The following is a 14,411-nucleotide window of genomic DNA, read 5'->3' as shown; positions in this document are numbered from 1 at the left end:
TTCGGAATGAATCAGACCTTTACGAAACTGAACACGATAAAATACATCATTATCATGCTAATAATGCCCTGTGCAACCTACGCACAGGGCATTCTGAATAAAACCGTAAGCGTATCCGCGCAAAAAGAACCCGTTTCAGAAGTATTAAAAAACATCAGCGATCAGGGAAAATTTTACTTTTCATATAACAGCAACATTATTTTAGGCGATAGTCTGGTAACATTAAATGCTGCGCGGCAACCACTTAAGCAGGTTTTGGATCAGTTGTTCGGCAACAAATATCAATACAGGGAAAAAGGGGATTACCTGATCATTCTTCCCGCGGCGAAAGAAAAGGTGTTTTATATAAGCGGCCATATTTTCGATCAGGAAACCAATGTGCCCATTGATTACGCCAGCGTTTATTCAAGGCAGTTACTGGTTTCAACATTGTCTGATGACGCCGGGCATTTCAGAATACGCATTAAAGACCGGAGCTTGCCTTTAAGCCTGACAATCAGCAAAGTGGGCTATGGGGATACGACGATTGTGATCTATCAGGAAAGTGCAGATCTTCGGATCAATATTATACAAAAAGCGGTTGACCTCGACCCACTCATTGTCCGCTATTCCGAAGGCGAATCCACCTGGCTTGGCCGTTTTTTCCTTTCCTCGAAGCTTCGCGCGCAAAGCCGCAACATTGGCCGTTTCTTCGTCGCATTGCCCTACCAGGCGTCATTGACACCAGGTTTGGGGACGCATGGACGGATGAGCTCGCAGGTTGTGAACAAATTTTCCCTTAACCTTCTGGGCGGTTATACGGCCGGTGTAAATGGCGCAGAAATAGCCGGTGGCTTCAATATTTCAAAGCAGGATGTGCGTTATGTCCAGATCGCGGGGCTTTTTAATGTGGTTTCGGGCGATGTAAAAGGCGCCCAGGTGGCTGGGTTTCTGAATCACATTCTTGACTCGCTGAGCGGCGTCCAGGTTTCCGGATTTGCTGGGAGTGTCAAAAAAAATGTAAGTGGTGCGCAAGTCAGTGGATTTTTGAGCCGTTCCGCAGGGCCGTTGCGCGGTGTGCAAGTGTCAGGTGCATTGAGCATTCTTGGTGATAGATCGAGCGGTGCGCAGATTTCGGGCGCTTACAACCACGCTTCGGAAGATTTCAACGGTGTACAGGTTGGCGGGGGTGTCAATGTAGTCCAAGGGAACCTTTCGGGTGGACAAATTAGCGGGGGGATCAACATAGGCAAGCGCGAGGTGCGCGGTTTTCAGCTCGCGACGATCAATGTGGCCAGGCGGCTTCACGGAACGCAGCTGGGCATTATCAACATTGCAGACAGTTCGTCGGGTTTGAGTTTAGGATTGATCAATATTATCAAAAAAAGCACTTCCAATATTTCTTTTTATGCCAATGACGTGACGCCTTTGAATGTGGCCTGGAAGATGGGTACGCACAAATTTTACAGCATACTCATGGTCGGCTCCACCACAGGCGGACAAAACAAGGTCCTTACATTTGGTGCAGGAATAGGACGGGAGTTTTTTCCATTCAAAAAGGTTGGCTTCTTCACCGAAATTCTCAATCAGAACATTCATACCACCAGCTGGGATAAGCTGCCTTTCATTTACCGCTTCCAAACCTCCCTGACTTACAAGCTGAATAAACGCCTGATGCTCTTCGCCGGCCCATCATTCACCGTTTACGACAGCGACGGCTTCCAAACCGAAAAAGGCTACAAATCTTTCCCCCCAAAAGGTTACCCCGACTTCAAAATGGGCAACAAAAACATGACTTCCTGGATCGGCTGGCAAGGCGGTTTGAGCTGGCGTTACGGTCGCGGCCTTTAATTATCTACTATTTTTCCTGATTATTTTAGGGTAACCATGCCTCTCGTTGTCGGTACTTTGCATACAGCAATTGGACCGGATTGAAGGCCTGCAATTTTGGGGTTCCTGCGGACTGTATGTGTTTAAATGATTTCTTTTTAAATACATTCACATGAAAAATTTAAGATTTTGCGTAGCTAAGGCTGCATTCCTCAGCATATTCCTCTCCGGTTTATCCCTTGTTTCTTTTGGCCAGAAGGACAGCACATCGGTTGTGCACTTCGGACTTATTTATCCGCTCAGCACCAATGGCAAACACGCTGCGTCCTATACAAACCAGTTTTCGCTCCACGCCATTGCCGGGCTTTCCAAGTCAGAAACCGGTGTGGCCATCGCAGGCGCTGCTAATGTGATCAAGCAGGACGCTTCGGGCTGGCAAATGGCGGGCGCGGTAAACTTAATATCCAGCAATGCAAAAGGAGTTCAAATTGCGGGAGGGGCTAACATTATCGGGAATAATGCCAACGGAATCCAGATGGCAGGTTTCTCAAATATTGTTAAGAATGAAGCAAAGGGCGCACAGATTGCGGGTTTCATGAACCTGGCCGGAAGCTCTCAGTCCTTGCAAATGGCTGGTTTTGCCAACATTACACGCAATGATGCGAAGGGATTGCAGGTTAGCGGATTTCTGAATAAGGGCAAGAATGTCAATGGGCAGGTTGCGGGTTTTGCTAACATTGCCAAGAATGTGAAAGGCATCCAACTGGCTGGTTTGATCAACATCGCCGACACCAGCGATTACCCGATCGCCATTTTTAATTTTATTAAAAGTGGTGAAAAATCCATCGCCTTAACATTCGACGAGTCTATGACTACCATTGCTTCATTCCGTTCAGGGGGCCGGGTTTTGTATGGAATTGCGGGGATTGGGTATAATTTCAAAGATAGTAAACGCGATATGTATGCAGTGGAGGCAGGTTTAGGGGCACACATTAAGCTGGTCGATAATTTCAGGCTTAATCTCGAAGCCGTGAGCCATTCGCTTTCCAACTTCAAAAAGGCCCACTATTTTAAAAATTCACTCCGCATTATCCCAGCTTACAAGATTGGCAGCAAACTCGAAATCTTCGCTGGCCCTACCATCAACTACGTAAGTTATAAGCGCGAAAATGACTACGATTTTGTAAAAAAATACATCTGGAAAAACGATAGTTCAAAGGATTTCCAGGGTGTTCACCTAGGATTCAATACGGGTATTCAGTTTATTTTATAATGCGGGCCGTGCAAACTTTGCCTTGGAGAGAAGGGCGGGGGCTTACCGCTTTTCTCTTCCGGAAGGGCACTACGAGCCTGTCCGTTCACATTTGGCGATCAATCGCCCGATTGGTTTATCTGATATTCAAGCACATTTGGCCTTATCGCAAAAAGGTGATCCTCAAAAACCTGGCGATCTGTTTTCCTGAACTGTCAAATGCAGAGACAGCGGGGTTGGCCAATCAATATTACAGGCATCTGGCAGATCTAATTGTTGAGCCATTTATGGTGCGGAAACTCTCGCCGCAAGATCTTGCAAAGTTTGTCAGCTATAGCAACCAGTCTGTTTTACATCAGTTGATAAAGGAGAAAAAGGACATTGTGCTCATGGTTTCACATTATGGCAACTGGGAATATCTGTTTTCGCTGCCGCTGCTAACCGATTGCAATGTTCTGGCCGCTTACTCGCCGGTCTCAAATCCAATGTTGAACGAAAAAATGAAAGGGCTGAGAAGCCGCTTTGGCGTGAAGCTGGTCCCGAAGATTCATTGGTATCGCTCGGTAGTCAATTGGCAGGATACGAAGCCCGCCATTTTTATCAACATTGCGGACCAGAGACCCGCAGAGGCGGGTAAGCATGCTGTTGAATTCTTTCGTCATAATACGTATATACAAACGGGTGCAGCACGGATGGCGATCCGACGAAATAGTGCCGTGGTGTATCTGGATGTACAAAAACGGGGTGTGAACAAATATAATTTTCGATTTAATCTGCTAGTGAAGGATGCTGCAAAAATCACCGAAACAGAAATTATGAAATTGTATTATGCAGAGTTGGAAAAGAATATCAAGCGCCAGCCGGAGTTATGGCTTTGGTCTCACAACAGATGGAAATTCGGTTTTCCTGGCACTTTACCTCAAAAGCATATAAATGTTGGTTCAGCAAAAGGTGTGAGTTAGTCGTAAAAGCAAAGGGCGACGCCAGTTTTGGTATCGCCCTTTTTGTGTCCTATCATACGGAGTTACCTAGAAAAGCCCTTTCGCTTTATCCAATGCTGCGTCCAGGCCGCTTGCGTCCGAACCGCCAGCCGTTGCAAAGAATGGCTGACCGCCACCGCCGCCGCGAATTTCCTTCGCGAGATCTTTCACGATCTTACCGGCATTCAAACCCGTTTCCTGCACGATATTTTCAGCAATAAACACCGAAAGCTGCGGCTTACCAGCGATTTCTGTCCCAAAAACAGCGATCAGGTTTTCGATCTGGTCCCGCAATTCATAAGACAGTTGTTTCAATGAATCAGCATTTGGCACGTCCACTTTCTCTACGATCAGGTTAAATGTGCTGTGCTTTTTCATATTGTCGATCAATGTCGTTTTCAGAGACTGGATCTTTTCGTTTTCAAGCGAAACAATCCTTTTTTGCAGAGCATTGCGTTCGTCCAATAAACTCTCCACGGCCTTGATCAGATCCGTTGGGTTTTTGAGCAAATCTTTGATCCTTGTCAGGGTTGCTTCCTGATCGCGCATGATTTCAAGCGCTTTCGCACCTGTAACGGCTTCCACACGACGCACGCCTGCGGATACAGATCCTTCGGAAATGAATTTGAAAACACCGATCTGGCCCGTTGAAGGAATGTGCGTTCCACCGCAAAGCTCGAAAGAGTAAGTCGGGTCGAAAATGATCAGACGAACAAAATCGCCATATTTCTCACCGAATGTCGCCGTTGCACCCTGATCCAATGCCTGCTTGATTGGCACGTTCCTTCTTTCGTCTAATGCAATGTCCTCACGGATTTTTTCATTGACACGGTCTTCAATTTTTTGCAGTTCCTCGTCGGTTACTTTCGCAAAGTGGGAAAAGTCGAAACGCAGCACTTCGTCGTTCAAAAAAGAACCTTTCTGGCCAATGTGCGTGCCGAGCACTTCCCGCATCGCCGATAGCATCAAGTGCGTTGCCGAGTGATTGGCCTTGATCTTTTCACGGCGGTCACTATCGATCTTAGCGACGATAATTCCTGCATTCTGTAATGCGTCATCCAGATTTTTATCCAAAGAAATATGTACAAAAAGGTCGTTCTCTTTCTTGGTATCAACGATCCGGATCGTCTTTTTGCCATCTGCCAGACCGTTATCCAGGAGCAGGACGCCTGTGTCACCAACTTGTCCACCCATTTCAGCGTAGAACGGTGTGCGGTCCAGGACAATGTGATATTCTTCGCCCGTTTTCGTCTTAACCTTACGATATTTGGTGATCTGACTGTGTGTTTCTTCAAAATCATAACCCAAAAACTCAACGCCATCCGCTTCACGTAACTCGATCCAGTCCGTAGCCTCCTTCGCTGCATCCTGTCTCGACCGGTTTTTCTGTTCTGTTAGTGCATCCTGGAAACCTGTTTCATCGATTTGAAATCCTTTTTCCCTTGCAATAAGCGCGGTGAGGTCAACCGGAAAGCCAAATGTGTCGCTCAGTTCAAAAACCTCGTTACCGGCAATGGTATTAATGCCTTTTTCTTTCAAAGAATTCACAATCACATCCAGTCGCTTCAGACCAGATTCAAGCGTTCTTAAAAAGCTTTTTTCTTCTTCCAGGATCACCCGCGTCACAAATTCTTCCTGCGATTTCAACTCAGCAAAAACATCCTTGAACTGATCCGCCAGAACAGCAACCAGCTTGTAAAAAAACGGCTCCTGAAAACCTAGATAAGAATAACCATAACGTACCGCACGACGTAAAATCCGACGGATCACGTAACCGGCTTTATTGTTAGAAGGCAACTGGCCATCCGTGATCGCAAATGCAACCGCCCGGATATGGTCTGCAATGACGCGCATCGCAATGTCCGCAAACGGCTCATCATTAGCGCCGTATCGCTTGCCGGATAATGTTTCCAAAACCTGAATTGTGTTTTGAAAAACGTCTGTGTCATAATTGGAAGTCTTAGCTTGAACCGCCATACATAAGCGTTCGAAGCCCATTCCCGTATCCACGTGAGTAGCGGGAAGCGGCACCAGCGAGCTGTCGGCTTTCCGTTCAAACTGCATGAAAACCAGGTTCCAGATTTCCACAACTTGCGGATGATCATTATTAACCAGCGATTTTCCGGAGATTTCCGCCACTTCCGAAGCAGGGCGCAAGTCAATATGGATTTCCGAGCACGGGCCGCAAGGACCTGTATCGCCCATCTCCCAGAAATTGTCTTTTTTATTGCCTAAAATAATGCGGTCTTCACCCACGATCGGTTTCCAGAGATCCCATGCTTCCTGGTCAAAAGGAACGCCATCTTTGGAATCGCCCTCAAAAACAGACACATAAAGCCGGTCTTTCGGAAGTTGGTAAACCTCTGTCAAAAGCTCCCAGGCCCAGGTAATTGCTTCTTTTTTGAAATAATCACCAAACGACCAGTTACCCAGCATTTCGAACATGGTATGATGGTAAGTATCAAAACCAACGTCCTCTAAATCATTGTGTTTTCCTGAAACCCGGAGGCATTTCTGAGTATCCGCGATGCGGCGGGAGGGAGGCGTGCCGTTGCCCAGAAAGAAGTCTTTAAACTGCGCCATCCCCGAGTTGTTAAACATAAGGGTAGGGTCGTTTTTGGCCACCAAAGGTGCCGAAGGCACAATTAAATGTTGTTTACTCCGAAAAAAATCAAGAAAAGCCTGACGTATTTGATGCGAGGTCATTGTATATATTTTGGTCCTAAAAGTCTACGAAACAGGCCGCAAATGTACGGAAAAATTGCGTTTAGTTGCCCGTCAGTCATCCTCATCTGTCAAATTAGAATTCATAACAACTGAGATCATCATTTAGTCTTTTAAGAAAGCCGTTTTGAGTATAAACCCATCCTGATTTTCTTATTTATAAAATTCACTGATCCTGTGATGTTGTTGTTTGCAGGGGTTTTTGCGAATGGATTTTTTGATTTTTGTTACAAAGGGAATGTGCCTTTTGGAATTAATAATGTGCTTGAAATGAAACCGTTTTCGGAGTTATCGGCGGAAGAGTTAGCGATGGAAAACCTATTCATAAGATGGGTCCGGTTTCCCGATGATCCACCTATCCGCACTTTTTGGGAAGGCTGGATGACGAAGTATCCGTCCATGAAAGAGACAGTCGCCAAAGCCAGGGAACTCGTGTTGGTCGCGTCCGACTGGAAGCCTGATTCGCTTTCAAGCCAGGAGGTAAATTCAATCTGGGGAAGGATCCGGAATTCGCTGGACATCATTACCGAGCGTGATCCCGCACAAGCAGGCGCCGGTGCCCTTAAAAAACCAGTGGCATCAAGTAACATTATCCTTGGTGTAATCTCCATGGCACTGCTCATTCTGCTTGCCTTCTTTTTCTTCTCTATAATAAATTAGTGCCCGTATCACTTGGGGTATTTATATTAAATAATATTGGTATAGTGCTAAGTTCGTAGTGCATAAACCGCTGCATCTGGGCCCGCCGAGAAGCTGGTTGGTAATATTTTGCAATAAAATATTTGATACTGAATATTCTGGCAACGTTCCCGATAACGTTTGCATAAATAAAAATCTGCTTTTACTTCCGCGTTAAGGCGCTTATCGCTATTCTCAATTCCGCATTTGAAATTGTACTTTATGTACAATAAATGTTGTTATCGGAATTGTTCTAAAACAGCTTACAAATTGCGGTAACCTTTTCTCAACACTTCCATCATCAGCTTCCATTTTTGCCTTATGTCACCGAAAAAGTGTAACTGGTAATATACACTAAAACTTTTTTTATAATAAATATAATTTTTTATCGGGGTAAGCTTGAAAAACCTCGTCAAGCAGTAAGCAGTCAGAACTTTATCAATCACCAATCCATGCGTATGAAAAGAAAATTTACCAGTACTGGTCAAAGCGCCCTGCGTCTGACCATGGCAGCGATGATGGTGTCGGGCATCACAGCCGAGGCATTTTCACTGAACCGGCCTAACGTAACCCATGTTTTTTCCATCGACAAAAGTGTTTCCGGAAAAATCACCTCATCAGAAGATAATACGCCAATCCCCGGGGTGTCGGTTGTATTGAAAGGCAGCAGAAGCGGAACAAACACAGATGCAGACGGGAATTTTAAAATTGATGTGCCCGACAATGGTGCCGTGCTCGTGTTTTCATCGGTTGGATTTATTACTCAGGAAGTTGCAGTAGGCGCTAAAAGTGTCGTCGACATTAAGTTGGAGTCCGATATGAAAGCGCTTTCGGAGGTTGTGGTTGTGGGTTATGGTAGCCAGAAAAAGAGCCAGACAACCGGAGCAATTTCATCTGTTTCAGCCAAACAGATCAGCGAAATGCCTATTACCAACATTGGCCAGGCCATGCAGGGTCGTGTGGCCGGGGTGGACGTTTCCCAGTCGGGAAGTAAGCCTGGCTCTACGCCAAAGGTGCTTATCCGCGGCCGACGTTCATTCAATGCCGGTAACAATCCATTATATGTTGTAGATGGAATTCCATTGGCAGGGGACCGGAACGAATTAATGTCTGTTCGCCCGTTTGATTTTGTATCGGGCGGTTATGAGGACATGAACCCGAATGATGTGGCATCTATGGAAATCCTGAAAGATGCGACGGCAACGGCCATTTATGGTGCGAGAGGTGCCAACGGCGTTGTCCTGATCACAACGAAAAGAGGAGAGTCTACAAAAGGCAAAACCACTGTTAGTTACGACACGTATGTAGGTGTAACGGACGCGCTGGACAAAATCCGTCTTTTCTCAGGGCCTGAATTTGCAGAATACATGCGCGAGTCGCGCCGTGGCATTGCATCCGGAAGCATTTACAAGGATGCGAATGGCAATCCGGTTCCTTCGGGGCAGGTGGATGCCTTTGCGGATTCCAAGTTATTTGAAGCCGTTGAACTGGACGGGATTGCGAAAAACCGTACGACAGATTATCAGGATATGATCCTGCGTCAGGGTTTCCAGCAAAACCATTCAGTAGGGGTGCAGGGCGGAAACGAAAAAACGCAATTCTACATTTCCGGCGGGTTTTTCAGGGATAAGGGGATTTCGGAAGGACTGGATTACACAAGAACTTCTCTGCGCGCCAACATTGACCATAACATCAACAGCCGCGTGAAAGTGGGGATATCTTCTTACCTGATGTATTCTGTAAGAAATGGTAAAGATTTGAACCCTTACGGATTTACATTAAACCAAAACCCGCTGGGACGAGCATATGATGATGAAGGGAAGATCATCTTTGCGCCAACCAACGATGCGCTTCTGACCAACCCGCTGGCTGAAATCGTTCCTGGCGCTCAGGTAGATGAACGCAAAAAATACAGGATCTTCAATAGCATTTATACAGAAGTGAAGATCATCGAAGGTTTGAAATACCGGATCAATTTCGGTCCTGACTTCGCAGTTGAACGCGGCGGACGCTTTATCGGTGCGCAGACTAATGCGAGAAAAGGTGGTGACCCGCAAGCCTCCCTTTACAACCAGTACGGCTTCAACTGGACATTGGAAAACATTGTTACCTATAACAAAACATTCGCGGCAAAACACAATTTGGGCATTACGGCGCTTCACTCGGTGCAGCGTGAGAATTTCGAGGCTAATACAATCTCAGTTCAGGGTGTGCCGGCTGAAACGCAGCAGTTTTACAATGTGGGTAATGCCAATGCAGTGTTGGGCGTAGGTAGCGTGCTGATTCCGTGGACATTGAACTCTTACATGGCGCGTATCAACTATGATTATGCGGACAAATATCTGGTAACTGTAACCGCTCGTCGTGATGGTTCCAGCCGATTTGGAGAGAACACAAAATACGGAACATTCCCGGGCGTCGCTTTGGGATGGAATATTTCAAATGAGCCTTTCATGAAAAGTGTCTCGTGGCTTGATCTTCTGAAACTTCGGGTAAGCTACGGTTCTGTGGGTAACCAGGGTGTGGCACCTTATCAAACGCAAGGATTGCTGGGCCGGACCATTTATGCCTGGGATAACACGCCTGCTTACGGATATCGCCCGAATACAATCGGTAACCCTGATTTGAGATGGGAATCTTCTGCAACCAAGAACGTGGGTATCGATTTCAGTTTTATCAAAGGACGCGTTCAGGGATCTCTTGAACTTTATGAAACCAATACAACCGACTTGCTGCTTTCCGATCAGCTGCCTGCTTCTATCGGATTCAATGCTGTGACACGTAACGTAGGTGAAACGCGCAACCGCGGAATTGAGCTGGGCGTTTCTACCATTAACGTGAATGCTAAAAACGGTTTTAAATGGACTACGGATTTCCAGTTCACCAAAAACACCGAAGAGATCATTTCGCTTTATAATGGTGCGGTGGATGATTTGGGTAACAAATGGTTTATCGGCTATCCGTTGTCTGAGTTTTTTGATTACAAAAAAGCGGGGATCTGGCAGACAAACGAAGCGGATGCAGCTAAATCTTACGGAAGCCGTGTAGGGCAAATTAAAGTTGCCGACGTGAATGGCCGCGGCGCGGACGGACAGTTGACCGGACAGCCAGATGGTAAGATCAATGCAGATGACCGTCAAAAGTTGGGTTCAGATGTGCCGGATTGGAGTGGTGGTATTACCAACCGTTTCAATTTCAAAGGGTTTGACCTTTCTTTCTTCATCTACGCAAGACAAGGCCAGATGATCATCAGCGGGTTCCACCGCGATAACAATGCATTGGCTGGCCGTTATCAGCAAATGTATGTGGATTACTGGACGCCAAACAATCCAACCAACGAATTCCCTCAGCCAAACAAAGACCAGGAGTTCCCGGTTAACAATCAGGCGATTATCTATTACGATGGCTCGTTTGTGAAAATCCGTAACATCAACTTCGGTTACACTTTCACTAATAATCTGACCAAGAAACTGGGTCTGGAATCGCTTCGCTTGTTTGCAAGTATCCAGCAGCCAAAGATCTGGTCGAAATATCGCTCCAAATACAATGGTGTGGATCCTGAAACCTCAGAGACAACCATCGGATCAGGTGTAACGCCGGCTACGCGCGTATCCACGATCGGACTTAATGTGAAGTTCTGAGCATGCTGAAAGGTTTGGTAAAACATTTAATATTGACAAAAATGACATTCAAATACATCAAAAAATCATACAAATACATTGGCTTAATGGCGTTGATGCTCATGGGCCAGTCGTGCAGCGACCTGCTGGAAGAAGAGGTCATTTCCAGCATCGGCAATGACTACATTAATACACCGAAAGGTTTTGAAGACGCTGCCAAATCGGCCTATTCTTCTCTGCGAAACTATTACGGAACGCAGCAAGGCATTACCATGACTGAATTCGGCACAGACCTTTATGCGACGGGCGCGGACGGTGGTTACAAGGGTTTTCACTTTTATGATGCCCAGCTGCAGCCAACTGTGGATTACCTGGCCACCATTTGGGATGAAACTTATCGCGGGATCAATGTTTGTAATGCGGTGATCGAACGGGCGCCAGCTGCCACTGTTCCCGATGCGATCAAAAAAGCGCGTGTTGCTGAAATGAAATTCCTGCGTGCGCATTATTATTTCCTTTTGATGCAGCAATATGGCCCGGTCGATCTGCGGTTGACTGAAACCATTTTGCCAACCAAGAAAACTTCCCGCGCGACTGAATCAGAAATTTACAAGCAAATCATTTCTGACCTGGAGTCCGCTTTGCCGGACCTTGAAGCAAAATCGAAAGCCACTGATTACGGTCGCGCCACAAAGCCTGCGGCGGAGCATTTGCTTGCCAGAGTATTTTTGGCAAAAGGCAATTCAACTTCCAAAGCAGCAGACGATTATTCCAAAGCAGCAACGTATGCCTCCAATGTAATTAATAACTACACATTCAAGCTGTTACCAGATTTCGCAAGTGTTTTTGACCAGGCCAATCAGATTCACGATGAAGTTGTGTTTGCAGTTCAGTTCACCCAGGACCCGTTGACAAATGGCACCGGAAACAGCTTGCACCTTTACTTCGGAATGCAATATGACGTGCAGGCCGGCATGGTGCGGGATATTTTGAATGGTCGTCCTTTCAAGCGCATGCGTCCGACGAAATACTGTCTGGAAACCGTTTTTGCAGACCGTGTGAATGATTCACGTTACAAGAAGACCTTTAAGGACACATGGCTTGCTAACAACCCGGGCAAGTTTACAAACGTATTTGACAACTCGAAAACGGAAGTAACATTCAAAGCAGGGGATACGGCAATTTTCATTCCTGGCTATGAAATGCCTTTGGCAGAGCGTGCGAAAAAGCCCTATCAGGTGCTGGTGCCAAGTCGTTACGATGAAGCATTATTCCCTGTGAACAGAAAATTCCTTGATCCCCTTCGCCCAGACCGTACTTACGAGCAGGGAAGCCGCGATTTCATGTGTTTCCGTTTGGCAGACACTTATTTGTTGCTCGCCGAGGCGCAATTGCTGACAGGCAAGGTGAAAGAAGCCACGGAAGCAATTAATATGGTACGTCGCCGTGCTGCATTTCCCGGCAAAGCAACCGCTATGGAGATCAAGCAGGCAGATATGAACATGGAAATGCTGATGGAAGAGCGTGGACGTGAGTTACTTGGAGAGCAAATCCGCTGGATGGACCTGAAACGCTGGGGTAACCTGGTTGAAAGGGTTCAGAAATACAACCCGCAGGCGGCTCCCAACGTAAAAGCGATCCACTTGCTGCGTCCAATCCCACAGACACAGATCGACAGAACGGAAGGCGGTGCCACAGCATTCCCGCAAAACCCGGGCTATTGATATTGAATCGAATTTTTGAAGATGCACATTCCCATCATGTCAGAGGATTTAAAGTCCTTTGACTTGATGGGAATGTTTGTTAAAAAGTAAGGGTAGCGTATGCAAAATATCGTTACATTGATAATGTACGGAAGTCCATTTTAGTCCGTTACTTAGGTCATTTATTAAACAGAGTTCCTTTAAAATGAAAAAACAAAGATTACCGCTGACCATTTTACTTCTTTTGGTCACCCTGACATTGGCGAATGCGCAAAAATCAAAAGACGGATGGGAGAATCTTTTCAACGGAAAAGACCTTACCGGCTGGAAGCAACTGAATGGAAAAGCTAAATATGAAGTAAAAGACGGCGCCATCGTAGGAACGTCTGTCAGCGATACGCCCAATTCTTTCCTTACAACTGAGAAGGATTACGGTGATTTCATATTTGAATGTGATGTGAAAGTGGATAACAAGCTGAACTCCGGCATTCAGATCAGAAGCTTGTCAAAACCAGAATATCAAAACGGTCGTGTGCATGGATACCAGGTTGAAATCGACCCGAGCGACCGCGCTTACTCTGCCGGACTTTATGACGAAGCACGCCGCGGCTGGCTATATCCGCTGGATTTGAACCCGGAGGCAAAAAAAGCATTTAAAAAAGACGCCTGGAACAAATACCGCATTGAAGCCATCGGAACTTCAATACGCACATTCCTGAACGGCGTTCCGGTTGCTCACGTGATTGACGACATGACGCCGAGCGGATTCATCTGCCTGCAAGTGCACGCCATTAGCAGCAAAGATCTGGAAGGAACACAGGTAAGCTGGAAAAATGTAAGGATCAAAACAACGAATCTTAAACCGAGTCCGGCAGCTAACATCCGCATTGTAAACCTGATCCCTAATTCCCTGAATGATGCGGAAAAAGCGCAGGGTTATTCATTGCTTTATGATGGAAAAACCGCGGATCAATGGCGCTCTTACGGCGGGACGGATTTTCCTTCAAAACGCTGGAACTATGCAGACGGAACGATTACAATCTCAAAATCAGACGGTTCTGAAACAGGAAATGATATTGTTACCAAAAAATTATACGGCCCAGCATTCGAGTTTGAATTTGATTTCAAACTTACTGAGGGCGCTAACAGCGGAGTAAAATACTTTGTAGACCAAAAATTCAATTCAGGTGGAAAGTCGGGCATTGGTTGTGAATATCAAGTGCTGGACGACGAAAAACACCCGGATGCAAAATTGGGCAAAAACGGGAACCGTACTATCGCTTCGTTCTACGATGTAATTCCTGCCGACAGACCAAGAAATGCTGTGAAAAAGATCGGAGAATGGAACCACGGAAGGATTGTAGTGCAGAAGGACGGAACGGTTCAGCACTTTTTGAACGGTTACAAAGTGGTGGAATACGTGCGTGGTTCGCAGCAGTTCAAGGATTTTGTGGCTGAATCCAAGTTCAAAGGTTTCGAAGGATTTGGCTTGTCCCAGCAAGGAAATCTGCTTTTGCAGGATCATGGCGACAATGTTTCGTTCCGTAGTTTGAAAATTAAGGAGACCAAATAAAGCGCTCCGGTTTAAAAAAGAATATTTTTCAAGAGTAGATAAAAGTCCATAGGTTTTTTACAACTGATTGCC

At 46.1% G+C, this 14,411-nt stretch carries 8 protein-coding genes; 7 read left to right on the top strand and 1 reads right to left on the bottom strand.

The window, feature by feature from the left end; genetic code table 11:
- The first annotated feature begins 6 nt into the window (after positions 1-6).
- The 3 genes from G395_RS0112875 to G395_RS29340 all read left to right on the top strand — a co-directional run bounded on the left by G395_RS0112875 (position 7) and on the right by G395_RS29340 (position 4,023).
- Positions 7-1,830, top strand: coding sequence for an STN and carboxypeptidase regulatory-like domain-containing protein (locus G395_RS0112875; RefSeq protein WP_229204155.1), 1,824 nt, complete (start codon positions 7-9; stop codon positions 1,828-1,830).
- A gap of 151 nt (positions 1,831-1,981) precedes the next feature.
- Positions 1,982-3,082, top strand: coding sequence for a hypothetical protein (locus G395_RS0112870; RefSeq protein WP_026630416.1), 1,101 nt, complete (start codon positions 1,982-1,984; stop codon positions 3,080-3,082).
- 8 nt (positions 3,083-3,090) lie between these two features.
- On the top strand, positions 3,091-4,023 hold the full coding sequence (locus G395_RS29340) for a lysophospholipid acyltransferase family protein (RefSeq protein WP_229204154.1): 933 nt from the start codon (positions 3,091-3,093) through the stop codon (positions 4,021-4,023).
- Between the two features lie 66 nt (positions 4,024-4,089).
- Here G395_RS29340 and alaS read toward each other — a convergent pair whose 3' ends face one another.
- On the bottom strand, positions 4,090-6,747 hold the full coding sequence (gene alaS / locus G395_RS0112860; protein ID WP_026630415.1) for an alanine--tRNA ligase: 2,658 nt from the start codon (positions 6,745-6,747) through the stop codon (positions 4,090-4,092).
- Positions 6,748-6,945: 198 nt separating this feature from the next.
- On the opposite strand from alaS, the gene G395_RS32730 reads away from it, so the two are divergent.
- The 4 genes from G395_RS32730 (at position 6,946) to G395_RS0112835 (ending at position 14,339) form a co-directional block, all read left to right on the top strand.
- Positions 6,946-7,425: a hypothetical protein gene (locus G395_RS32730; protein WP_229204153.1), complete on the top strand. Its 480-nt coding sequence runs from the start codon at positions 6,946-6,948 to the stop codon at positions 7,423-7,425.
- Between the two features lie 476 nt (positions 7,426-7,901).
- Positions 7,902-11,084, top strand: coding sequence for a SusC/RagA family TonB-linked outer membrane protein (locus G395_RS0112845; RefSeq protein WP_374754382.1), 3,183 nt, complete (start codon positions 7,902-7,904; stop codon positions 11,082-11,084).
- A 41-nt stretch (positions 11,085-11,125) separates the two neighbouring features.
- Positions 11,126-12,787, top strand: coding sequence for a RagB/SusD family nutrient uptake outer membrane protein (locus G395_RS0112840; protein ID WP_026630411.1), 1,662 nt, complete (start codon positions 11,126-11,128; stop codon positions 12,785-12,787).
- A 184-nt stretch (positions 12,788-12,971) separates the two neighbouring features.
- Entirely contained in the window at positions 12,972-14,339 is a 1,368-nt protein-coding gene (locus G395_RS0112835) for a 3-keto-disaccharide hydrolase (protein ID WP_026630410.1), read from the top strand.
- Positions 14,340-14,411 lie beyond the last annotated feature (72 nt).

The organism is Dyadobacter alkalitolerans DSM 23607, assembly GCF_000428845.1.
Classification (GTDB): Bacteria; Bacteroidota; Bacteroidia; order Cytophagales; family Spirosomataceae; genus Dyadobacter; species Dyadobacter alkalitolerans.
The sequence above is the reverse complement of the archived record's forward strand: the minus strand, read 5'-3'. Positions and strand labels throughout refer to the sequence as shown.

Coding starts and splice junctions, on each gene's coding strand:
- G395_RS32730 (WP_229204153.1), top strand. CDS start 6,946: ATGTTGTTGTTTGCAGGGGTTTTTGCGAATGGATTTTTTGATTTTTGT.
- G395_RS0112840 (WP_026630411.1), top strand. CDS start 11,126: ATGACATTCAAATACATCAAAAAATCATACAAATACATTGGCTTAATG.
- G395_RS0112875 (WP_229204155.1), top strand. CDS start 7: ATGAATCAGACCTTTACGAAACTGAACACGATAAAATACATCATTATC.
- G395_RS0112835 (WP_026630410.1), top strand. CDS start 12,972: ATGAAAAAACAAAGATTACCGCTGACCATTTTACTTCTTTTGGTCACC.
- G395_RS0112870 (WP_026630416.1), top strand. CDS start 1,982: ATGAAAAATTTAAGATTTTGCGTAGCTAAGGCTGCATTCCTCAGCATA.
- alaS (WP_026630415.1), bottom strand. CDS start 6,747: ATGACCTCGCATCAAATACGTCAGGCTTTTCTTGATTTTTTTCGGAGT.
- G395_RS0112845 (WP_374754382.1), top strand. CDS start 7,902: ATGAAAAGAAAATTTACCAGTACTGGTCAAAGCGCCCTGCGTCTGACC.